This is a genomic window from Nostoc sp. CmiVER01, assembly GCF_034531135.2.
GTDB lineage: Bacteria > Cyanobacteriota > Cyanobacteriia > Cyanobacteriales > Nostocaceae > Nostoc.
In genome coordinates, this window is record NZ_JAVRBU020000024.1 from 23,153 (window position 1) to 47,542 (window position 24,390).

The 24,390-nt window shown below is 40.4% G+C and carries 17 protein-coding genes and 1 pseudogene; 12 read left to right on the forward strand and 6 right to left on the reverse strand.

The features are described from left to right. Positions 1-104: 104 nt before the first annotated feature. From RMZ43_RS31500 to RMZ43_RS31525, 6 genes are all read left to right on the forward strand, one after another. Complete coding sequence (locus RMZ43_RS31500; protein WP_428850946.1) at positions 105-1,007, forward strand: class I SAM-dependent methyltransferase; 903 nt, start codon at positions 105-107, stop codon at positions 1,005-1,007. Between the two features lie 272 nt (positions 1,008-1,279). Continuing rightward, positions 1,280-3,079 carry a molybdate ABC transporter permease subunit gene (gene modB / locus RMZ43_RS31505; protein WP_322655474.1) on the forward strand — a complete coding sequence of 600 codons (1,800 nt, stop codon included), beginning with the start codon at positions 1,280-1,282 and terminating at the stop codon, positions 3,077-3,079. Positions 3,080-3,920: 841 nt separating this feature from the next. Then, positions 3,921-5,996, forward strand: a complete 2,076-nt coding sequence (locus RMZ43_RS31510; protein WP_322655621.1) for a type I restriction-modification system subunit M — start codon at positions 3,921-3,923, stop codon at positions 5,994-5,996. Next, positions 5,993-7,342, forward strand: coding sequence for a restriction endonuclease subunit S (locus tag RMZ43_RS31515; RefSeq protein WP_322655622.1), 1,350 nt, complete (start codon positions 5,993-5,995; stop codon positions 7,340-7,342). Before RMZ43_RS31510 ends, RMZ43_RS31515 begins: the two co-directional genes overlap by 4 nt. A gap of 147 nt (positions 7,343-7,489) precedes the next feature. After that, on the forward strand, positions 7,490-7,897 hold the full coding sequence (locus tag RMZ43_RS31520) for an endonuclease domain-containing protein (protein ID WP_322655623.1): 408 nt from the start codon (positions 7,490-7,492) through the stop codon (positions 7,895-7,897). A gap of 93 nt (positions 7,898-7,990) precedes the next feature. Further along, complete coding sequence (locus RMZ43_RS31525; protein ID WP_322655624.1) at positions 7,991-10,999, forward strand: type I restriction endonuclease subunit R; 3,009 nt, start codon at positions 7,991-7,993, stop codon at positions 10,997-10,999. 92 nt (positions 11,000-11,091) lie between these two features. Here RMZ43_RS31525 and RMZ43_RS31530 read toward each other — a convergent pair. Both RMZ43_RS31530 and RMZ43_RS31535 read right to left on the reverse strand, forming a co-directional pair. After that, a pseudogene (locus tag RMZ43_RS31530) lies at positions 11,092-11,290 on the reverse strand (hypothetical protein); the annotation flags it as partial. Positions 11,291-11,318: 28 nt separating this feature from the next. Then, complete coding sequence (locus tag RMZ43_RS31535) at positions 11,319-12,515, reverse strand: pyridoxal phosphate-dependent aminotransferase (RefSeq protein ID WP_322655625.1); 1,197 nt, start codon at positions 12,513-12,515, stop codon at positions 11,319-11,321. A gap of 188 nt (positions 12,516-12,703) precedes the next feature. On the opposite strand from RMZ43_RS31535, the gene RMZ43_RS31540 reads away from it, so the two are divergent. Continuing rightward, positions 12,704-13,303 carry an MBL fold metallo-hydrolase gene (locus RMZ43_RS31540; protein ID WP_322655626.1) on the forward strand — a complete coding sequence of 200 codons (600 nt, stop codon included), beginning with the start codon at positions 12,704-12,706 and terminating at the stop codon, positions 13,301-13,303. 225 nt (positions 13,304-13,528) lie between these two features. Further along, complete coding sequence (ribD, locus tag RMZ43_RS31545) at positions 13,529-14,752, forward strand: bifunctional diaminohydroxyphosphoribosylaminopyrimidine deaminase/5-amino-6-(5-phosphoribosylamino)uracil reductase RibD (protein ID WP_322651155.1); 1,224 nt, start codon at positions 13,529-13,531, stop codon at positions 14,750-14,752. A gap of 29 nt (positions 14,753-14,781) precedes the next feature. On the opposite strand, the gene RMZ43_RS31550 is transcribed toward ribD, so the two are convergent. Together RMZ43_RS31550 and RMZ43_RS31555 are read right to left on the reverse strand one after the other, a co-directional pair. After that, complete coding sequence (locus tag RMZ43_RS31550; RefSeq protein ID WP_109012126.1) at positions 14,782-15,000, reverse strand: hypothetical protein; 219 nt, start codon at positions 14,998-15,000, stop codon at positions 14,782-14,784. Positions 15,001-15,443: 443 nt separating this feature from the next. Continuing rightward, complete coding sequence (locus tag RMZ43_RS31555) at positions 15,444-17,285, reverse strand: protein kinase domain-containing protein (protein WP_322655627.1); 1,842 nt, start codon at positions 17,283-17,285, stop codon at positions 15,444-15,446. A gap of 291 nt (positions 17,286-17,576) precedes the next feature. On the opposite strand from RMZ43_RS31555, the gene RMZ43_RS31560 reads away from it, so the two are divergent. Further along, positions 17,577-17,927, forward strand: coding sequence for a hypothetical protein (locus RMZ43_RS31560; RefSeq protein WP_322655628.1), 351 nt, complete (start codon positions 17,577-17,579; stop codon positions 17,925-17,927). 206 nt (positions 17,928-18,133) lie between these two features. Here RMZ43_RS31560 and RMZ43_RS31565 read toward each other — a convergent pair whose 3' ends face one another. Beyond that, on the reverse strand, positions 18,134-19,183 hold the full coding sequence (locus RMZ43_RS31565; RefSeq protein ID WP_322651152.1) for a hypothetical protein: 1,050 nt from the start codon (positions 19,181-19,183) through the stop codon (positions 18,134-18,136). 477 nt (positions 19,184-19,660) lie between these two features. Between RMZ43_RS31565 and RMZ43_RS31570 the strand changes: the two genes are divergently transcribed. The 3 genes from RMZ43_RS31570 to RMZ43_RS31580 all read left to right on the forward strand — a co-directional run bounded on the left by RMZ43_RS31570 (position 19,661) and on the right by RMZ43_RS31580 (position 23,709). Continuing rightward, the gene (locus RMZ43_RS31570) at positions 19,661-21,589 is read left to right on the forward strand and encodes an alpha-amylase family glycosyl hydrolase (protein WP_322655629.1); all 1,929 of its coding nucleotides are present in this window, start codon (positions 19,661-19,663) and stop codon (positions 21,587-21,589) included. 511 nt (positions 21,590-22,100) lie between these two features. Further along, positions 22,101-22,841 (forward strand): hypothetical protein, encoded by a 741-nt coding sequence (locus tag RMZ43_RS31575; RefSeq protein WP_428850947.1) that lies wholly within the window; start codon positions 22,101-22,103, stop codon positions 22,839-22,841. A gap of 133 nt (positions 22,842-22,974) precedes the next feature. Continuing rightward, positions 22,975-23,709, forward strand: a complete 735-nt coding sequence (locus tag RMZ43_RS31580; protein WP_322655631.1) for a class I SAM-dependent methyltransferase — start codon at positions 22,975-22,977, stop codon at positions 23,707-23,709. Between the two features lie 158 nt (positions 23,710-23,867). On the opposite strand, the gene RMZ43_RS31585 is transcribed toward RMZ43_RS31580, so the two are convergent. Further along, complete coding sequence (locus tag RMZ43_RS31585; protein WP_322651148.1) at positions 23,868-24,275, reverse strand: hypothetical protein; 408 nt, start codon at positions 24,273-24,275, stop codon at positions 23,868-23,870. Positions 24,276-24,390: the final 115 nt, after the last annotated feature.

Here is a 24,390-nt window from a genome sequence, read left to right on the forward strand (position 1 = left end):
GAGAAAGGCTAAAGTGGAGTAATTCAGTACAAATTGCTTGCGGTTAATGCTGAGTTAAGAGTATAACAGATAACAGACTTAACTATTGATCAGGAATAATCATAATGTCTCAATTAGCAAATCTAAAATCCAGTTTGAATGACTTTGAATTACGAGATGGAATTTATTTTCCTAACGACTATGAACAATTGAATAACACTCAACATAAAAAAAGATGGGACGCAATTGGTAAAACATACTATGGTTCCCAAAAAGTTGAAAAACTCGCAGAGACATCGCCCATCAAGCAAGATTACACGCTATTAACTGGCACACCCGGAGGTACTTGGAACAAATTTCCATTGAATAAATCTGTTGGTTCTATTTTAGAGATTGGTTGTGGTTATGGTCGCGCACCTTTACATCTATCTAAAGCTAAAAATCTAAAATGCGAAAAATATTATGGAATTGATATTTCTGAACCGTTGTTACGGCGGTTAATCAAGGTTAAACATGAATACAATTTTTTTCCTGAAGCTGAATTTAACTTAATTTGTAATTCGGCTGAAATCATGCCTTTAGAAGATAATTCTATAGATTTGGTAATTTCTAACTGCGTCTTTATGCATATCCCAGATGCACAATTAAGAAATTTGCTGGTTGATATATCTCGCGTACTAAAACCTGGTGGAATTTTCGTTTTTAATCATTCCTTTCACAACAAGTCTTGTCCTTCTCATATTATCCATAATTTTATCAGAAGGCTAAATCCATTTGTGAGAAATCCAGTTTATCTCAAGCAATATACATCTGCTGAAATAAATGAAATGTTAGCGACTGCTGGGATAAAAGCTAAGTGTCCCGAATACAGTGTCGAACCAACGCAAGAATATGCAATTTTGCCGGAAACCATTAAAGGAATCCCAGTGCCGTTTGCTAATGCTATCAATAGAAGCCTTAAGCCATCAGATGCTTTAAAAGAAACTTTGGCTTATGGTTTTAGCGCCTACAGCACTGAGCTGGACTAATTAAAAAAGTATTTTTTTGTCACAATAGACCTCTTGGATAAATCAAACAATTTGAACCCCACCCCGCCAAAGCTACGCTTTGTCTCCCCTCTCCGCAAGCGAGGAGGGGTTGGAGGTAGGGTCTAATGAACTGAATACAAAGGATCTACAGAAGCACAACATTGTTGTGCTTTTATTTTTCCAATAAATGTAATGTACCAACTTTTACCAACATGTTTTGATTAAAGTTGGTAAATTAGGAATTAGTTGAGCTAATTCTTCCCTCTGCAACTATGCCATTGGATTTATCGCCTCTTTGGATATCACTCAAAACTTCGTTACTTGCTACATTTATCACATTCTTCTTGGGTATCGCTGCTGCCTACTGGATGCTGGGATATCGTGGCAAAGGTAAATCGTTGATTGAGAGTATCTTTATTGCGCCACTGATTTTACCACCTACGGTTGTTGGTTTCTTGTTGCTGCTATTTTTTGGCAAAAATGGCCCTGTAGGGAAACTGATGGAGGCTTTTGACTTCAGTATCGTCTTTACTTGGTATGGTGCAGCGATCGCAGCTACCGTAGTTTCTTTCCCTTTAATGTATAAAACTACATTGGGAGCTTTTGAACAAATAGATGGTAATTTGCTACGAGTAGCCAGAACCCTTGGTGCAACTGAAACCACAATCTTTTGGCGCGTCAGTTTTCCCTTAGCATTACCCGGAATTGCAGCCGCCACAATGCTCGCTTTCGCCCGTGCTTTGGGAGAATTCGGAGCGACGCTGATGTTGGCTGGTAACATTCCAGGACAAACGCAGACAATCCCAATGGCAATTTATTTTGCTGTGGAAGGGGGAGCAATGAATGAGGCGTGGTTCTGGGCGATCGCAATTATGGTGATTTCTCTATCTGGAATTATTGCAGTTAACTTCTGGCAAGAATTGAGGGAGAAGAGGAGGGGAGCAGGGGGAGCAGGGGGAGCAGGGGGAGAAAATCTTTATACTCCGCACATTAGTTTTGAATCTGGCGGATTGTTTGTCAACATTGAAAAAATACTTCCTAGCTTTGATTTGAAAGTTGCTTTCACTACTGATGAGCAACCCTTGGGATTGTTAGGGGGTTCTGGAGCAGGTAAGAGCATGATTTTGCGCTGCCTTGCGGGGATAGAAACGCCGACAACTGGGCGCATAGTTTTAAATGGCAGAGTTTTGTTTGACTCAGAACAAGGAATTAATTTACCCAGCCGCGATCGCCGCATCGGTTTTTTAGTGCAGAATTACGCTCTGTTTCCGCACATGAGTGTGGCGCAAAATATCGCTTTCGGCTTGCCCAAAGGATTATCGGCTGGGAGTATTCGGGTGCAGGTAGAGGAACAACTAATAGCCATGCAGTTGCAGGGATTAGGCGATCGCTATCCGCACCAACTTTCTGGAGGTCAACAACAACGGGTAGCCTTAGCAAGAGCATTGGCAAGTCAACCGGAAGCGCTGCTTTTAGATGAACCGTTTTCGGCACTTGACACCCATCTGCGTAGTCAATTAGAGCAGCAAATGACAGAAACTCTTGCTGGCTATCAAGGTGTGACTCTATTTGTCACCCATAATATGGAAGAAGCTTATCGGATTTGCCCAAATCTGTTGGTATTGGAGCATGGTAGAGCCGTTCATTATGGGAGCAAATATGATATTTTCCAGCATCCTAGTACTGTGAGCGTCGCCCAACTTACCGGATGCAAAAACTTCTCCCGTGCTGTTCTCCAGTCATCGCAACAAGTAGAAGCGATTGATTGGGGTTGTACTCTGCAAGTAATTGAACCTGTCAAAAGCGAATTATCCCACATCGGCATTCGTGCCCATCAGTTCATTTTTACCAACGACTTATCACAGGAAAATACTTTTCCCTGCTGGATAGTACGAACAAATGAAACGCCTCATCGGATGACATTATTTCTCAAACTACATTCGGCTGGCAAGAATTCTCAAGATTATCATCTGCAAGCTGAAGTCTTCAAAGAAAAATGGGCGACTATGAAAGATCAGCCTTTTCCTTGGTATGTGCGTTTAGATCCTCTGCGGTTAATTTTGATGGAGTGAATGCAGAGATGTATAGGAACGCAGCGAAGCTGTAATAATGGAAAACTTGGCGGCAGTGATAGATTAAACCACGTCTATCTTGAAACCTGTAGTTCTTACCTGATGAAAAGAATTTGCCCTCATCCCCCAACACCTTCTCCCAGATTTGGGAGAAGGGGAGCTAGAATTTCAAACTCCCTCTCCTATATACTACGGTGTACACACAAGTATGACTAGCATTATGTTTCAATTCTAGTAGTTTCGTAGGGTGCGTTATGGACATGCCGAAATAACAAATGAGTACTCCGAAATAACAAATGAGTACTCCGAAATAACAAATGAGTACCCCGAAATAACAAATGAGTACTCCGAAATAACAAATGAGTACCCCGAAATAACAAATGAGTACCCCGAAATAACAAATGAGTACCCCGAAATAACAAATGGGTTCGCATAGCCCGCACTTCTCTACGAGACGCTCTTGCTAGCTTGCTTAAGAATAGGGGTACGACAAAGCTCAGTGACCACTGTAGTCATCGCCATGATTGCAATAATTTAGCTTTGTCACGCCAGCGTAACGCACTGCAATTCTTTGGTCGATGAAGTTTTTCTGACTTGTGTGTACACAGTTGCTCCTATACATAGGAGAGGGATTTAGGGTGAGGGCGAAAACTACGGTTCTCAACTTAGATGAGGTTTAGTTATTTGACCATACATAGGATGATTATGGCAAGCAATAGCTTCAAACCCGCAGAGGCGGTTTTTTTGTCTGTATAACTGGAACTTCCAGTCGTCTGGTGCAAAATGTGAGTGAGCTAGCTTGCAATACATTACAGTTGATTAGTCTACCCTGGAGTTTTTAATGTCCCGAACGGAAAAAGTAAGAAAACTTGCCGGTTTTATTTGGAGTATTGCTGAACTTTTACGCGGTGATTATAAGCAAGCTGACTACGGTAAAGTTATATTACCGTTTACAGTGTTGCGCCGTTTGGACTGTGTTCTAGAGCCAACAAAAGCAGCAGTCATGGAATTTTACGAAACCAAACTAAAGTCCATGAATCTGAAAAATCCAGAGCCGTTACTAAATCAGAAAGCTGGCGTAACTTTTCACAACATTAGCCAGTTTACCTTTCAAAAACTCAAGGCAGATCCAGATAATGTAGCTGCTAATCTTAAAAACTTTATTAATGGCTTCTCTATTGCTGGAAGAGAAATCATTGAATATTTTAACTTTACTGACCAAATTAATCGTTTAGATGAAGCAAATATACTATTTTTAATTGTCAAAAACTTTGCTGACATCAATCTTCATCCAGATGAAGTAAACAGCATGGAGATGGGCTATGTTTTTGAAGAGTTGATTCGCAAATTTTCAGAATTATCTAATGAAACCGCAGGGGAACATTTTACACCCCGTGAAGTTATCCGGCTGATGGTCAACTTACTCTTTCTCAATGACAGAAATATTCTAACTCAAGAAGGTATTGTGACAACTATCTATGACCCTGCCTGTGGAACAGGTGGGATGTTGTCTTTAGCAGAAGAGTACATTAAAGAACTTAACCAAAACTCTAAAACTGTAGTTTTTGGTCAGGAAATTAACCCAGAATCCTACGCAATTTGTAAATCTGATATGTTGATTAAAGGTCAAAATATCAGCAATATTAAGTTTGGCAATACTTTCACTACTGACGGTTTGGCACACGAAACTTTTGACTATATGTTATCTAATCCGCCGTTTGGTGTGGAATGGAAGAAAGTACAAACATCCGTCAAAAACGAGTATGAGAAGAAAGGATTTGATGGACGCTTTGGAGCAGGTTTACCCAGAATATCAGATGGTTCTTTTCTGTTTCTGCAACACATGATTTCTAAGATGAAGCGGGATGATGGCGGTTCTAGAATTGCTATTGTATTTAACGGTTCACCGCTTTTTTCTGGAAGTGCTGGCAGTGGCGAAAGTGATATTCGCAAATGGATTATTGAAAACGATATGTTAGAAGCTATTACAGCACTGCCTGACAAATTATTTTATAATACCGGAATTTATACATATATTTGGATTATCACTAATTATAAAGCCCCAGAGCGTAAAGGAAAAATACAGCTAATCAATGCCATTCATTATTACAAAAAAATGAGTCGCAGCTTGGGAAATAAGCGTAATGAAATTGGCAATGGGGAAGATGGTAAGCCCAATCAAATCGAGGAGATAACCCGTATTTATGGCGAGTTTAAACACAATACCAAACGCAAACTTGAGGTGGATGGCAAAGAACAGGATGTCATTGTTAGTAAGATTTTTGATAACGAAGATTTTGGCTATTGGCGAATTACGGTAGAACGTCCGCTCAGGCTCAATTTTCAGGTTAGTGATGAACGTATAGTTAAGTTAGAAAATGAAACCGGGTTTATGAATTTAGCTGAATCTAAAAAACGGGGTGGGGTGGCTTTACGAGAGATTGAGGAAGGGAAGGAGTTACAGGAATCAATTAAAGAGGCGTTGCGAACTTTGGGTGCAGATTGTCTTTATAAAAATCGAGATGAATTTGAAAAAGATTTGACGGATGCACTCAAAGCGGCTGATGTAAAAGTTTCAGCGCCGTTGAAAAAAGTGATTATGAATGCTTTAGCTGAACGCGATAAAACTGCTGATATTTGTACTGATAAAGATGGGAATACTGAACCGGATACAGATTTGAGAGATTATGAAAATGTATCGTTAAAGGATGATATTAACGAGTACATGAAGCGGGAAGTATTACCCCATGTGCCGGATGCGTGGGTGGATGAGAGTAAGACGAGAATTGGGTATGAAATACCGTTTACACGGCATTTTTATGAATATGTGCCGCCGCGACCTTTGGAGGAGATTGAGCAGGAGATTAAGGATTTAGAAGAAGAGATTCGGGGAATGTTAGAGGAGGTGCTGTTTTGATTGTAAGAATTCAGTCAACGCCCGTCAAGGATTCGGGTATTCCTTGGATTGGAGAAATACCTGCTAATTGGCAAGTAATGAGAATTGCCACTCTGTCAAATAAGATAACAAATGGCTACGTAGGTGCAACACGGGAAATTTTTGTAAATGAAGGGATACCTTATTTACAATCTCTTCATATCAAAGAAAACAAGATAGTTTTTGAACCCAAGTATTTTGTTACCTATGAATGGAGTCAGAATCACTCAAAGTCAATACTTGGTGAGGGAGATGTTCTTATCGTTCAAACAGGTGGTGTTGGAAACGTAACAGTCGTCAACTCAGAATTTGTCGGTGCCAACTGTCATGCCTTAATCATCGTTAGTACTAAAGGTAATATTATTACTGGAAACTATCTTTCTTGGTTATTTAACTCTGTTTATGGTTTACATTCACTCAAAAGTATACAAACTGGTGCATTACACCCTCATCTTAATTGCGGAGATGTTAGAGACATTCAAATAGTTATTCCACCAACTAATGAACAGAGAGCGATCGCCTCTTTCCTAGACCGCAAAACCGCAGCAATTGACACCCTCATCGCCAAAAAACAACGCCTCATCCAACTCCTCGAAGAAAAACGTACTGCCCTTATCAATCAAGCTGTGACTAAAGGGTTAAACCCAAACGTCCCAATGAAAGATTCTGGTATTGCTTGGATTAACAAAATTCCTGAGCATTGGGAAGTCAGCCGTTTAGGTTTTCTCTCAACCACTATTCAAACAGGGCCTTTTGGCAGTCAGCTACATGCTTCAGAATATGTAGAAAATGGGATTCCACTCGTCAATCCAATCAATATTCAGCGCGGAAACATAATTGCTGACTATCAGAAAACAGTTAACCAAGAAGTAGCGATCCGTTTGAGTAGGCACAAATTGCTGATTGGAGATTTGGTTTTTGCAAGGCGTGGAGAATTGGGACGCTGTGGAGTGATTAACAAAAATAATAATGGTTGGTTATGTGGTACAGGATGTATTCAGGTTCGTTTTAGCAAAATAAAAGTTGATCCAGACTACCTTAACTTGTTTATAAGTATTCCTTGGGTTGCCTCTTGGCTATCGTTAGAGTCTGTGGGATCAACAATGGATAACCTTAATACAGAAATTCTTTCAACACTACCAATTATTTTGCCACCTAAAGAAGAACAAATAAAAATATTTCAATACATTGAGTTTAAGAAATATTTGTTTGATAAGCTAATTATGACTATAGATACGCAGATAAATAAACTCCAAGAATATCGCCAATCTCTCATCACAGCAGCAATCACAGGCAAAATAGATGTCGAGGAGGAGGTTGCTGCATGACTCTTTGCGTGGACTGAATTAAAGAGAAAATTTTGATTTCTTTCATCCCCTCTTCCGCGGTCGGGAGAGGGGGCAGGGGGTGAAGGAAAAAATAGCAGACGAGGGCAAAATAACCTAGACACATGCAAAATCACGGTTCAAAATTTCATGCCCAAATCATCTGCTAGAATTCGAGGTACTACACCAGAAATAGAAGCCGCAGCTATACAACTACGGAAAAAACTCACGCCAGCTGAAAAGCAACTATGGCAAGCTTTAAGAGCAGGTAAATTAGGTGGCTTCAAGTTCCGCCGTCAGCACCCAGTTGGGCGTTTTATTCTTGACTTTTACTGTCCAGTTTGCAAACTAGTTATTGAGTTAGATGGAGCAATCCATGATAATCAGACAGACTATGATGCAGACAGAACAAAATATTTAGAGACTTACGATTATAAAGTTTTGCGTTTCCACAATGAAGAGGTTATGCAACAGTTAGAAAAAGTTTTATATCTGATTCTTCAGGCTGCATTAGCCCTCACCCCCAGCCCCTCTCCCGATTCCGGGAGAGGGGAGTAAATTTTCCAGTTCCCCTTCTCCCACATTTGGGAGAAGGGGTTAGGGGATGAGGGCAACCCTTCTCAAAGCCAACTAGAAAAGGACTTCGATACAATGACCAGCCAAATAACAGAACACGCTTTTGAAACTGCTATAGTTGACTCCCTAATTCACAATGGTGGCTATCAATTAGGCGATGCTGTCAACTTTAGCCGTGAGTTAGCATTCGATAAAACCACTATTTTCCAGTTTATTCAGACTTCTCAGCCAGAAGCATGGCAAAACCTGACAGACATTCATGGTGCTGAAGTTGAATCTAAGTTCATCCAACGGCTGTGCCAAGAATTGGAAAATCGCGGGATGTTAGACGTGCTGCGCTATGGGATCATTGACTACGGTGTACGCTTCAAATTGGCATTCTTCAAACCTGCTAGCAATCTAAACCCCGATACTTTAGCACTTTACGAGCAAAACATCCTGACTGTGACTCGTCAAGTGCATTACAGTGCTAATCATCAAAACTCCCTAGATTTGCTGCTGAGTATTAATGGCTTACCAGTAGCCACAGTAGAACTAAAAAACCAGTTCACTGGACAAAATATAGAAAAAGCCAAGCACCAGTATATTCAAGACCGGGATAACCGAGATTTGTTATTTCAATTCAAGCGGCGTTGTTTGGTGCATTTTGCCGTAGACCCCGATGAAATCTGGATGACTACGCGCATTGATGGCAGTAACACCCGTTTTCTACCCTTCAACAAAGGCTATAACAAAGGTGCAGGCAACCCACCCAACCCAAAGGGTTACAAAACCGCTTACCTTTGGGATGATATCTGGGCAAAAGACAGTTGGTTGGATATTATATGTCGTTTTTTGCACCTAGAGCAAGAAAACATTAAACTAAATCACAAATCTGCCAAAAAAGAAAGCCTGATTTTTCCTCGGTTTCACCAATTAGATGTAGTTCGCAAGCTAACCGCAGATGCCAAAGTTAAAGGGACAGGACAAAATTACCTAATTCAGCATTCTGCTGGTAGTGGCAAAAGTAATTCTATTGCCTGGTTAGCATATCAACTTGCTAACTTATATAATGATCAAGATCAACGAGTTTTCGATTTAGTTATCGTTATCACTGATAGAAAAGTATTAGACCAGCAACTTCAAAACACGATTTACCAGTTTGAGCATAAGCAAGGAGTTGTGCAAAAAATTGATAAAAACTCTGCACAACTAGCTGAAGCGTTGGTTTCTGGCACTAACATCATCATTACTATCTTACAAAAATTTCCTTTTGTCTTAGATAAAATTCGGGAAATCTTAGAAAAAAACAAGATTGGTGAACTACCTAAACGTAATTACGCCCTAATTGTGGACGAAGCCCACAGTTCTCAAAGTGGCGAAGCGTCCAAGAAAATGAAAGAAGTGCTTTCTATCAACGATTTGAGTCTTTCAGCCAAGCAAGAAAGCATGGTTGACCAGGAAGATGATATTGAAGATAACATCCGCAAGTCGATGCGTGCCCGTGGTAAACAACCAAATTTGAGCTTTTTTGCCTTCACAGCCACACCCAAGCCAAAAACCTTAGAAGACTTTGGCCAGATGAACGCCCAAGGGCAAACAGAACCCTTTCATCTTTATTCCATGCGGCAGGCAATTGAAGAAGGTTTTATCATGGATGTGTTGCAAAATTATACAACCTACAGAACTTTCTTCAAAATCAGTAAAGCGATCGCAGACGATCCTAATATTAGCAAAAAGAAAACCAGTCGAGCGATCGCTAAATTTTTATCACTCCATCCACACAACCTAGCCCAAAAAACTCAAGTTATTATCGAGCATTTTCGCCAATGTGTGATGCATACAATTGGCGGTAAAGCTAAAGCAATGGTGGTTACAGCTTCTCGACCCCATGTAATTCGCTATAAAGAAGAATTTGACAACTATTTACAGAAACAAGGTTATGCAGACATCAAAGCATTAGTAGCCTTTACTGCTTTTACTGATAGAGAAACTTATATCGAGTATACTGAATCTGATATCAACGGCTTTGGTGAAAAAGAATTACCCGAAAAATTTGAAACGGTTGAATATCAACTCTTGATTGTAGCAGACAAGTATCAAACTGGTTTCGATCAGCCATTATTGCACACCATGTATGTAGATAAAAAACTTTCTGGTGTCAAAGCTGTACAAACCCTCTCTCGCTTAAATCGTACTTGTCCCGGCAAAGAAGACACTTTTGTTTTAGATTTTGCTAATGATGAGCAGGAAATTATTGATGCTTTCCAGCCTTATTACGAACAAACAACACTAATAGCAACAACAGATCCTAACAGACTGTATGATTTAAAAAATAGGTTAGATGGCTACCAGATTATCTGGTCTAGTGAGGTAGATGCTTTTGCCAAGATATTTTTTAAGTCTCAGGAAAAGGTAAATAATCAAGATCAAAGTAGACTGCATTCCTTTATTGATCCTGCTGTAGACCGTTTTAAAGGTTTAAGTGAAGAACAGCAAGATGAATTTAAAAATAGTCTAACCGCTTTTATCCGGTTATATGCATTCTTGGCACAGATTATGCCATTTGCAGATGGAGAGCTAGAAAAATTTTATGCTTTTACTCGCATTTTGCAAACCAAACTACCAAAACTTAGCCAAAGCGAAGCTTTTAAACTTCTTGACGAAGTTGCACTAGAATATTATCGACTACAAAAAATCCGAGAAGGTCAGATAGTCTTAGAAAAAAATACAGAGTTATCTCTACAACCTATAACCGAAGCTGGGATACCAAGAGATAAAGAAGAACAGGCTAAACTTTCAGAGATTATCGATATTCTCAACAAAAGATTTAGAACTGATTTTACTGAAGCAGACAAATATTTTTTCAGCCAAATTGAAGAAGCACTAGTTCAGGATAAGACATTATCACAACAAGCCAAAAGTAACTCAATTCAGAACTTTAAATATGGCTTTGAGGATGTATTTCTGACAAAGCTGATTGAGCGAATGGATTTAAATCAGGATATTTTTACCAAAATCATAGATTTTAAAGATTTTGGTGAAGTAGTAAAGGACTGGATGCTAAGGAAAGTGTATACAAGGTTGACACAAGAGTTGAGCTAACAAAAATGATTAAATTACTTCAAGCGCCCAGGCTCTTCGAGTCTGGGCGCTTTAATATTAGGTTGCAGAGAAACTTCTGCGAGGTAGGGAAATTAAGCAGGCATCATATGCATACTTCTGCAAGATTCTGCACATTTGCGACAAGTAGCAGCACATTCCATCATTTTCGCGTCATCGCTCATCATCTCACACGCCATTGCAGTGCGATGTCTACGACGGGCTACGCCTACGCACATTTATTGCACACAGCATACAAGTGCGTCCCATGAACTCAGAAACGCTCATCATAACCAACCGCAGAGGGCGCAGAGAGAAGAAATTAGTGATAGGATGTTGGTTGTAGAGTTGATTGCAATTTGAGTAAGCGATCGCTCGCTGCTTGTAATGTCTCAGGTCTTTTGCTGAAGCAAAATCTGATCAATGAATGTCCTTTTTCTGGTTGGCTGAAAAAGCTGGAACCGGGAACCACAGCAACACCAATATCTTTAATTAGATGGTAAGTGAATTCAACATCAGTTTTGTAGCCGAATTTGGAAATATCTGCAAGAATGTAATAGGCTCCTTTGGGAACGAAATAAGGAATGCCAACTTGATCTAGAATCTGTAAAATGCTGTCTCGTTTTTGGTGATAAAGTTTGGCTAGTTCTTCATAATAGGATGGTGGTAGTTGCATGGCAGCAACTCCGGCTCGTTGCAATGGTGCAGGAGCGCCAACGGTGAGAAAATCATGGACTTTGCGAATGGCTCCTGTTAATTCGGGGTTTGCCAGAATGTAGCCGACTCGCCATCCGGTAACGCTATAAGTTTTGGATAAACCATTAATAGTAACGGTGCGTTCTTCCATACCGGGAAGGGTTGCTAGGGCTATATGTTGAGTACCATCATAGAGAATATGTTCATAAATTTCATCAGTGAACGCTAACACATCCCATTTTTGACAAAGTTCAGCAATTAGGGTGAGTTCTTCACGGGTGAAAACTTTACCTGTGGGGTTGTGGGGTGTGTTGATAATAATAGCTTTGGTATTGGCATTGAAAGCTTGACGCAACTGTGCTTCATCAAATGTCCAATCTGGGGGATGCAGTGTCACATACCGGGGTATAGCACCAGCTAAAATCGCATCGGGGCCATAGTTTTCGTAATATGGCTCAAATACAATTACTTCATCACCGGGATCAACTGTCGCTAACATCACAGATGCCATTGCTTCTGTGGAACCACAAGTGACGGTGATTTGGGTTTCGGGATTGATATCTAAGCCGAGATACCAACGGACTTTGTTGGCGATCGCATGACGAAATGGGCGATCGCCCCAAGTAATGGCATACTGGTTGACATCTGCCTCTATTGCATCATTTGCTGCCTGTTTCAACTCCAAGGGACAGGAAAAATCAGGGAACCCTTGCGCCAGATTCACCGCATCGTATTGCAGTGCCACCCGCGTCATTTCTCGAATCACCGACTCTGTAAACTGTTCTGCCTTCGCTGATATTTTTTGGCGCACAATCTCACTCATCCCTGTACCTCGGTTGATCTCTATTGCCGTTAACTGTAAATTCCTGTAAACCAGATAAAACCCATAATATCGATTAATTTATCGTAGTATACTCAAATTCCAGATTCAGAGGGAATGCAACCTTATAATCTATATACTTAATTATTGATATTAATAGTCAATTACTGAAGTACTGATCCAGAATCATCATGAAATCTTTGCACCGTCCCGATCTCTATAGCTGGTCTAATTTCAATCCGGCAAGAAATATTGATTTCAATGGGATTGCCTGGATTCGCCCAGATGGCAACATCTTGATTGACCCAGTAGCCCTATCAAACCATGATTGGAATCATCTAAAATCCCTCGGTGGTGTAGTTTGGATTGTGCTGACGAATTCCGAGCATGTCAGGGCAAGTAAAGATATTGCCGATCAAACTTATGCTAAAATAGCCGGCCCTGTTGCAGAAAAAGATACTTTCCCTATACCTTGCGATCGCTGGCTGTCTGACGGTGAAGAGTTCGTACCTGGGCTAAAAGTAATTGAACTCCAAGGCTCAAAAACTCCCGGTGAATTGGCTCTGTTACTGGAGGAGACAACTTTGATTACAGGGGATTTAGTCAGGGCACGCAAAGCAGGTAGTTTAACAATTTTACCAGATGACAAGCTGCTGAATCGAGAGGAGGCTGTTGCTTCTGTTCGTAGGTTAGCAGAACTGAGTCGGGTAGAAGCAGTGCTAGTGGGGGATGGTTGGCCAGTATTCCGCGATGGACGCGATCGCTTAAAGGAACTTGTAGCGACGTTGTAAATGGTAGGGTAGCACAGCTAGCTGTGCTACCCTACAGAAGATTGTGGTTCAAATAGATAAAAAAGGCTGTAAGAATAATTGTGAATATTACACGCTGATACAAATTAAGACAGCTAAATAATAGCGCCTAGATTTGACTCTGTTTAATTATCAGGAGCAAGCGCGATTCTCCTGTGGAAAGGCTGTGCGATCGCGTGCAGAATATTTACAGTGTTGCCTAAAATTATGGATAATTCCCCAGTAATCGCTCAAGCAGATGCATCCTTAGCAAATTACACTCAGGATATACATCTAGTGGAGTCAGCAGTTGGATTGAATTCACCACCAAAGGAAAAGATCGGAAGTGACTTTGACTCTCGCATGATGCTGCGGTGTTTGGAACTTGCTCGCCGTGCTTTAGGACGGACTTCGCCAAATCCGTTAGTGGGAGCGGTGATTGTCAAGGATGGCGAGATTGTCGGCGAGGGATTTCATCCTCGTGCAGGTGAGCCTCATGCAGAAGTGTTTGCCTTGAGGGCAGCAGGCGATCGCGCTCGTGGTGCAACAATATACGTCAGCCTAGAACCTTGCAATCACTACGGACGTACTCCCCCTTGTTCAGAAGGATTGATCCAAGCAGGAGTGGCAAAAGTGGTAGTGGGTATGGTTGATCCCAATCCTCTGGTAGCTGGAGGTGGGATTGCCCGTTTACGTGCGGCGGGGATCGAGGTGTTAGTAGGAGTAGAAGAAGCAGCTTGTCATCAGCTAAATGAAGCTTTTGTGTATCGCATTCTCTACAAACGACCTTTAGGAATTTTAAAATATGCCATGACTTTAGACGGCAAAATTGCTACTACCTCTGGTCATAGCGCCTGGGTAACAAGCCAAGAAGCCCGCACTGAAGTACATCAGCTGCGGGCGGCTTGCGATGCGATAATTGTCGGCGGTAATACAGTTCGACAAGATAATCCTTACTTAACCACCCGTCAGGTGGATGCACATAATCCCCTGCGGGTGGTGATGAGTCGCCATCTCAAACTACCGGAAAATGCCCGTCTGTGGCAAACTGCGGATGCTCCAACTTTGGTGTTGACAGAGCAGGGTGCTAATCCCGACTTCCAAGAACTGTTGCTCAAGCAGGGAGTGGAGGTGGTGGAATTAACATTACTTACACCAGATAAGGCTATGGCGTACTTGTATGAGCGCGGTTTTTCTAGCGTCTTGTGGGAATGTGGTGGAACCCTAGCTGCTAGTGCGATCGCTCAAGGAGCAGTACAAAAAGTTTTGGCATTTATTGCCCCAAAAATCATTGGTGGTAACATTGCTCCCACACCTGTGGGCGATTTAGGTTTTACTACCATGACTGAGGCGTTGTCTTTAGAACGTGTTCGTTGGCGTGTAGTCGGTTCTGATTGCTTAGTAGAAGGTTATTTTCCCCAAAAGCCAATAGTCAATAGTAATAACACTTGACTATCAATTAATTTATCGTGATTTTGCTATCATGAACACTGGCGTTCATGGGCAATATCACGTATAAGAGCTAGCCGAGATTGAATGTAGTGGCACAAATAATCAGTTTCGTTAGAATCTAACAACACTTGTGTTTCGGTTTGTTTCACTAACCACTGCACCAAGCTAGCATCATCCAGTTGTAAGAGGAGCTTGGCTTGGGCAGTTTCAACCACTGACCAAAGCTGACGCATGATTGTAGGAGTCATCAGACCTCAATTGAATAATTAGCTTTGCTGTCTTTAGATTACACAATTACCATCGCACTTTACGACATGAATGTAGAACTTGAGACAAGTATTATTAAAAAGTTAATAATGGTATTTATAACTTTATGATGATTAAGAATTTGATAATTAGTTTTGAAAATGGTATTGGAAATTGGCTATTAAGTAAAATGGCATAAATAATTAAAGGTTTGTAGTAATAACTTTAGTCCTAAAAGAAGGACTGAAGTCCTTAGTACGCAATCGATTACAATAATTTTACATTATTTAACATGGCTCAATTTATTTGCACCAACTTACTTAGTTACGACTCATAATTTAACTAATGACTAATGACTAATGACTAATAACTAACTATATTAAATCCTAAATTTGTCTTATAGGATACAAAAATCTAAATTTTGAGGACAATTTTTCCCAGGAAGTTAACACCTTTTGGCTGTAGATGGACTCACAAAATCATGTAAATTTTCATCCCAAATGCTAATGTAAATAAAATCACATTGTTGGCGGATAATCTGACCCTTAACTGAGCCATTTTTAAAACTAAAATTATCAGATTGACGCTGTTGTACTTGTTTGAGTCCCTGCTTTATATCTTCAGTGGCTTGTCCACCTAACATTCCATTCAAGGTAGTCTCCATTACTTGGGGGTCTACTGATTCGGCAAAAGATACCTCAGTTTGACGCAGTACTTTAGAATTACGATCAAATAAGTAGCCAAGGTCAATTTTGTCTGGCACTAGTTTGTAAACGACAGCACGAGTCTTGCCCCATGCGCCTCTTAAATCTTGATTTGGTTTGCCGAGGGTAGCTTCTACGATGTTCCTTGGTGTACCTGTAGGAAATGCGGGAACACTTTGCTTGCTGGTAGTGGCAGCTAATTTACTACGCGGCTTCTTCTGTGGCGTGGAACGCATTTCTGGTGTGGAAACTGGGCTGGAATTGCCCAAAGTAGGCATCGCTTGATTCTCTGGTTCTGGCTGTGGTGTGGATACAACTGGTGCTGGAGTATCTGAAGTTATAGGTTCCTTTTCTGGCTGTGGTGTGGATACAACTGGAGGATTAAAGGTAGGCAAAAGATCGGGAATTACTCGCCGTTTTGGTTGTGAGGCCGCTGGGACTGGAGAAGTTTGGGAAGAAACGGGCGTTTCACTAGATGCAGGAGTTGGCAAAGATTCTGGCGAGGGGGTGGGATTTGTGGCAGTGGTTGTTTCTGGTTGTGGCTGACGAGTGATGTTAGAAATTGCCATTGCACCAAGCAAACCGCCTATGAGTAAACTACCAACAATCACAGCAGGTTTTTGCCAGTTTCCACCAGAAGAAGACGGTGCAGTCGCAGAATTTTTTTGCGGTGAATATAAGGCTTGAGTTTGTCTTGATGTCGTGGAAGAAAAACCAACTGTGGGAGTATTTGCAATTAACTCAGTAGGTATATTACTAGCAGACTGCAAAGCGTGTAGCATTTTACTAGCGGTGCTGTAGCGATCGCCAGCATGAGGCTTAATTGCTTGATTGAGTACCTGAGCCAATTGGGAAGAGACATGAGGAGCGTGATCTTGCCAAAGTATTTCTCCAGTTTTGAGATCAGTTTGTAGTTCTTGCGGGTGTTTGCCAGCCAGCAGATAAACCGCCGTTAAGCCTAAACTGTAGATATCAGTGGCATAAACTGGGCGGCCAACGGCTTGTTCGCTAGGCATATAACCAGGTGTACCAATCACAAGCGATCGCGTGGGGTATCCTGGAGAATTCACCACTGAACGGATTGTTTCTTTGACTGCACCAAAATCAATCAAAACTGGCTTGCCATCAACAGAACGGAGAATAATATTCTCAGGCTTGATATCCCGGTGAATAATGCCTTTGCTGTGAACATAATCTAAAACTAAAAGCAGACTCAAAAGAATTTGGCGAACAGCAGTTTCACTCTCAAATCCTTTGGCTTCGACAATTTTTGTTAGGGTTTGCCCGTGAATCCATTCTTGGACGAGGTAAAACTGCCCATTCTCAGAAAAGTAGGCGTAGAGTTTCGGAATTTGGTTACTACTTTCACCCAAAAACTCCAAGGTTGCTGCTTCCCGTTCAAACCGTTGTTGGATAATTTTGTAAGTTTGCGGGTCATTATTGGTTATCGGTTTTAGTTGCTTGATTACACAACGACGGCGAGAAGGCATGTGGACATCTTCTGCCAGAAAGGTTTCGCCAAACCCACCAGCACCGATTACCTGAATAACTTGATAGCGATTGTTTAGCAGGGTTAAAGTCATGAAAAATCACAAGCGTAAACGCCGGAGACATTTTGCCTCTGGGCTTGTCGTCAGACATCGCCCTTTTCAAATGTACATCACATGAGTTAATGAGTTATGGATACTAAACCTCTTGCAAAAGTCTATCCCCTTTTCCACATCCGTGAAAAGTTAGGTTGAGCGATCGCATTTGCTTTAGAACTTACGCACAAGAGATCCCCCAACCTCGATAAATTGGGGGCTTTTAAGATTCCCCCTTTTTAAGGGGGGTTAGGGGGGATCGAGATTTCAGGTTTTCAATGCGTAAGTCCCGTGCTTGTTGAGCGACAGCATTTGCTTATTGAGCGATCACATTTGCTTGTTGAGCGACAGAATTTGCTTGTTGAGCGACAGAATTTGCTTGTTAAGCGATCGCATTTGCTTGTTGAGCGATGGCATTTACTTGTTGAGCAATGGCATTTACTTGTTGAGCGACAGAATTTGCTTGTTGAGCAATGGCATTTACTTGTTGAGCGACAGAATTTGCTTGTTGAGCGATCGCATTTGCTTGTTGCGTTCATCCGAAAACGAAATAGTTTATTGACCAAGGTTTTACCCCACCCTAACCCTCCCCTTATAAAGGGGAGGGAACTGGATGGATTTTCCGGTTTCCCCCCTTTATAAGGGGGGATTAAGGGGGGTAATTAGACTTGTGTGTACACCGTAGCCTTACTAAGGAGAGGGGATTTGACTTTTGTCAAAAGCAGGGTGAAGTTAAAAACTATATTTAGATGTTATTTAATTCACATTCCTTAGTCTACTGAAGTAGACTTTAGCTTGTAGCCTTGAAGTTTAGTTCCAGGCGGGTGACAAAGCCAACCCTTTATGCGCTAAGTAAACTCTATAGTTTCAACAAACTCTAAAATACTCTCCTTAATGTCTTCAGCTTCTTCTTCAACGGAATTCGGAGTTTCGCCGTTCATAAAGCTGTGCTGACTACTAACTATATACAAAAATTCACCACTGATAAAGGTGAGCAGCCCCCGGTAAGCGTCTAATCTGATCGCAGTTCCATTATTTTCTTGCTTAGAAATCGTTGAACCTTTGGGCATATCGATTAATGCATAGTAAGCGCCTCGCAAAGTATTTTCTAAATATTCGGTATACTCCACAGAAGCATCTGGGACATTGGCAAAAATCGCCTGGGGTACATACTTGTCTACTAAAATTGTTTGTAAATATTCTTCTTGTCCAACAGACTCCAGTTCCTCTAACTGTTCTAGAGGGAAAGGATAATAATCGATTCTCAATAGAGTACCAATGTCATCAGAAAAACCAACGACTCCTTCCTGACTTTGGATTCTACCTCCCTGCTCCGGCTCAACCGGAATTGGCACAGCAAAATTACCTAAAGGAGATTGATATATCTGTTCGCTAAAATCTTCTATGACTACTGTCTCATCTTCGTCGTCTGCATATTCTTCATTTTCTGCTTCCTTAAAGGCTGCAATTACCTCCTTAATGATTTCCTCTGCTTCTTCATCTTCAAGTTCCAAGGCTGCTTGTAGCTTTTTGAGGTAAGCTTGTTTCGATTTCGGGATGGCGAGATCATCGTCTAAAAGTACTATTACCCCAGCAGCAAAACCATCTAGCACTAATTCATCTGAGAGAGATACTTTGGCGACATTAAACAAAGGCCCAATTCCCTCTTCTTCTGCAATGGAGATGAGTCTATCAACTATTTCTGTGATTTCATCTTCTGAGTATTCCTCAAAAACCTCGAATTCCCAAAGGATACCCGCTAGACTATCTGCATCAACATCTTCAATCAATGAATCAGCGATCGCAGTGACAGTTGCGATCGCTGCCACCGCTTCCTCTGGACTCAGTGATTCCTCTGATGTCTTTGGTGAGTTAAAAACCTTGTCATATTTGGTCATAAATGCTACCTGAATTAGTTCCTTGATAGTAATAACAGATTGAAAGTGACAATGGTCAGTGTACCAATGGAGCGAATCTTCTAGACAAAAAGTTAGCTAACAGGTAGTTTACTCACTATTGGTCAGGTATAACAAAATCTTATTTACAGTTAATCTTCAAAGAGTAAGGTCTTCTAAAATCTGTTATCGAATATACACTTAAACACAAGTTAGGCTTAATATTTACCGCAAGTCAACTTAATCAAATATTGTAAATTTTTGTTATCAAGCAGTTATCGTTAATAACTGCTATATTCCTTTATTTTGATCCTCTAGCAGATGAATTATATCTATCGATAGAATTATAAACTAGCTAATGATAGATACTTACACCGTGGGACAGATGTCACAATACCAAAGTTTGTAGCAACACACAATACTCAAAACGTTGTACTGTTAGTCTACAAGTATGAATCACATTAAATTTTGAGTTCTTTTATGGTAAAAACTCCTCCATCTCAGTTTTCACCAGATCAATATAAAGTTGATTCTGCACAAGAAAAAGTAGAAGCTATTATAGAAACACCAACAACAGACACTGAGATTGATTTAGAGTTTCTTTACACCAGAGATATTGAATTTCGTCAGGAAACCATTTACTTTCTTGTGGTCGATCGCTTTTATGATGGCGATCCAGATAACAGCGAAGGTGCAAACTCAGAACTGTACGATCCAACTAGACAAGATTGGGGTAAGTACTGGGGTGGTGACTTGCAAGGTGTCATCGATAAATTAGATTATCTCAAAAACATGGGAGTGACAGCCATTTGGTTAACTCCACTGTTTGAGCAGGTTGAAGAGTTATTTGTTGGAAATGCCGCTCTACATGGCTATTGGACAAAAGACTTTAAGCGGATTAATCCTCGCTACATTGCTGATGGAGAAAATCCTTCTTTAAATGCTACGCAAGAAGAAAAAAATACGACTTTTGATCGGTTAGTTACAGAACTGCACAAGCGGAATATGAAGCTGGTGCTAGATATTGTCTGCAACCATAGCAGCCCTGATACTAGCGGTAGTAAAGGTGAATTGTATGATGATGGTGTTAAAATTGCTGATTTCAATGATGATGTGAATCATTGGTATCACCACTATGGCGAAGTGCAAAACTGGGAAGACGATTGGCAAGTACAGAACTGTGAACTATCTGGTTTAGCAACCTTTAATGAAAACAATACTGAATATCGTCAGTATATCAAATCAGCCATTAAACAATGGCTAGACCGGGGTGTAGATTCACTGCGGGTGGATACTGTCAAGCACATGCCTATCTGGTTTTGGCAAGAATTCACTGGTGATATGACGAATCACAAACCAGATGTATTCATTTTTGGTGAATGGATTTATAGTAATCCTACTGACGATCGCTCGGTGGAATTTGCTAACCACTCAGGCATGACACTTCTAGACTTTGGGTTGTGCGTAGCAATTCGAGCCGCACTAGCGCAAGGTTCAGAAATGGGATTCCAGACAATTCAATACATTTTTGACCAAGATTATCGCTACAAAGGGGCAACAGAACTAATTACCTTCATCGATAATCATGATATGTCCCGCTTTCAATCGCTGAACCCCGATCCAGCGATGTTGAAAGTTGCGATCGCCTTAATTATGACCTGTCGCGGTATTCCCTGTATCTATTACGGTACAGAACAATATCTGCATAACGACACCGATGGCGGTAACGATCCGTATAACCGCCCGATGATGGAAAATTGGGATACTGATAGTGAGATTTATCGTTGCATCAGACTGTTGTCTGGCTTACGGCGACTAAATCCAGCCGTGTCAATGGGTAGCCACTGGCAAAAATACTTAACAGCAGATATTTACTGTTATGTACGCCGCTATCGTGACTCTGTGTGTTTTGTAGCTTTAAACCGGGGAGGAGAAGTTACTCTACCAGAAGTAGAAACAGAATTGCCCGATGGAGAACATACTTGCGTGGTAACTCGCAACAAGTATGAGGTGAAAGACGGCAAGATTTATGATCTGGTATTAGAAGAACGCGGAGTGCTTGTTTTCAGCCACGTTGGCGAACGGATTAAAGCACAAACAATTGTGCGCGTTCAACTTAATGGTGTGCAGACTCAACCTGGTGAAATCATTGTGGTGACAGGAGATTGCCCAGAGTTGGGTAATTGGGATATCAGCAAAGCATATCCCTTAGAGTACATCAACACCAATACTTGGTCTGCTGAGATTCCCTTTGATGAGAGTACTGGTAAGCTAATTGCTTATAAATATGCCATGTGGCGGGAAGGGCGATCGCCTCTGCGCGAAAATCTGGTAAATCGTCGTTGGGTGATTGCCAAAGAAGGCACTGTAAAATGGCGTGATACCTGGGCTTCGGGAAGAGAATCGTAGAAATATCAAATAAAGTATGAAGAGTGAAGGATTAAAATTTTGATTCTTCACTTTTTATTATTTACAAATTTTAAGTAACAAAAAATACACAAATAAGCGCATAAAACTGCACTGTGCGCCATAGTGTAGTAGTTTCAATATATATTTTAGTGTCAGAATTCAGCACCCAGGAGTCAGAAGCCAGAATGGGTAAGAAATTTAATCTGATTGGAAATTTATTTTTTCTTCATTCTCAAATATTCTGTTGACTCTTTAACTATTCTGACTTCTGAATTCTGACTCCTGAATTCTTATATTTTAGTTTACAGTGATCTGGATCACACCACTTTGTGAGTTAAAATAACTAATATCAAGCAGATAAGCACCCAAAAACTGTTAAAAAGAGGGGTAAAAAGGCTTTAGCTTTTACAGGATAAAAGAATAGATGATAGCTTTATGAGCGCTAAACTCAGCAGTTTTTAATACTTAGCAACCAAGTTATCTAAAAAAAATGAGAAAAAGGTAAATGGTAATGTTCGACCTCTTACTGAAAAATCAATTAAGTGCTCCAAAAAAACTAAAATTTAAAAATGAAATATTGGCACGGGTTCAAGGTCGAAATTCAAAAGCTTTAAATGACGAAATAAAATTTTATAAAACTGAATTGCTTCCCTATTTTATAAAGTTGAGCCAACAGAATCCTGTTTTTAGTGTTACAGAGCAATTACGGCTTTTAGTAGGTGTTTGGACACCAATCTGGTCTACAATATCGTTTCATGAAAGTTTACCACAAAGAATACAAGAGCAGTCCTTCCAAATTTTTCAGCATGATGGTTACTGTGCCAGTGTAGCTCGTTATATAATGGGAAAAGAGCAGTCTTTATCCGATAATTTTCAATCAAGATTACCAGCTTATGATTTCATGCTGATCCAAAAATATGAAGTTCAAAATGGTAAATGGTATCTTCAAAATATTGATAGATTTCAGGCTTTTACAAATAGAGAAATTCCTTTAACTTTAGAATCAGTCTACAACTGGTTTACTCATGTAGTTAACAATAAAGTCCAACTGAACGCCTCGAAAGGGGTTTCGCCTAAAGCTCTAAAATTAGAAAATATAGAAATAAATCATGCTAATGGATTTCCAAAAACATCCTTAGTAGCTTCTCAAGTGTTTGAGCATTTATATATAGATAATGACTTACGACTTGTGAAAACTCAAACAGATGCCTCACATTTACCTAGTTATACAATTGCTGTGAAGAGGCAATAAGTAAGGATAATAATTTTTGTAATCCAAACAATTTTTGTACATGCTAAAAATAGCCCTCAATCTAAAAAGAAGCATAACCAAAAATTTTACTATTTGTTAAAAAAATAGTTTCTTGAATACAGATATAAATTTTATGAATGAGTGGTACAAAGAAGACCTCGCATTTATTCATGATGACGGTTTCCGTGACTTCGCTCTCAAATCCGCTCCCAGTATCTTAGAAATCTTGACTGAAAATAAAATACATAATGGACTAGTAGTTGACTTGGGTTGCGGTAGCGGCTTATGGGCGCAAGAACTCATCAAGGCTGATTATCATGTTCTCGGAGTTGATATTTCTGAGTCAATGATTAATATTGCACGACCAAGAGTGCCGGACGCCGAATTTCGAATCGATTCACTATTCAAAACAGATATTCCACCGTGTAATGCTGTCACATCGATTGGTGAATGTCTCAGCTACCTGTTTGATTCAGACAACGATCGCCAAATTCTTGTTCAACTCTTCCACCGCATATATAATGCCTTAACTCCTGGGGGTGTGTTCATTTTCGACATTGCAACAACAGGACAAGTCGCACAGGGAACCACAAGTAAAGGGTTCACTGAAGGAGATGATTGGGTAGTACTCGTTGAAAAGGAAGAGGATCAACAAATAACTTTGACTCGTCGAATTATCAGTTTCCGCAAGCTAGGGGAACACTATAGACGATCTGACGAAGTACACTACTTGCGGTTATACGAAGCGACAACTGTTGAAAGTGAACTCCAGCGCGTGGGCTTTGAAGTTGAAACAACCCATAGTTATGGTAAATACCTACTGTCAAAGGGTCATGTAGCATTTATTGCACGCAAATTATATGAATAAATATCTGAATTAAATCTAATATCTAATTTTTTTTGCTATGGTGATCCCAAAGGAATTGTTAAGTAATTGCGAGGTGTCAATCAAGTAACTAGTCGATAATTTTGTATATTAAAATACATAATTATAGAGAAATGTCTTTATAAAATGTATCTGTTTTGTTACTTATTCGGTTGGGCAATACGCGCTTCAATGTCTTCCAATGTTTGTAACAATAGACGACTTGCCTGTAATTGCCAACCCCATTTCTGAATTCTAAAAGCTAATACAGTTCCAACTATAGCAGCTAACAAACCTATAGGTTGATTTAAAGAAATTCCGAATAACAAACCCAATCCAGCAATTCCCCAAAATGGTAAAGCTGCTGCTTGTCTTTGTTCTTCCACAATTTGAGTAATCATATTAGAAGATTGCTTACTAGCGAGTAATGCCTCTTTGATTTGCCTCTGTTCAGCTGCGGACACTGACAAACCTATTTTGCGCCGTAGTTTTTCTATTTTACGAGCATCAGTGCTGTACTCTGTTAGCTCATCTTCTGCCATTTTCAGCAGTCGTTCTAGTTGTGCCATTGTGCATTGCATCCGATATTACGATACAGCTATTATCCCGAATAATTGTTATTTATAGACTATAGTTTGGCATTTAATTGCACAATACAAAATCACGCTAGTAGCTGTAATATCT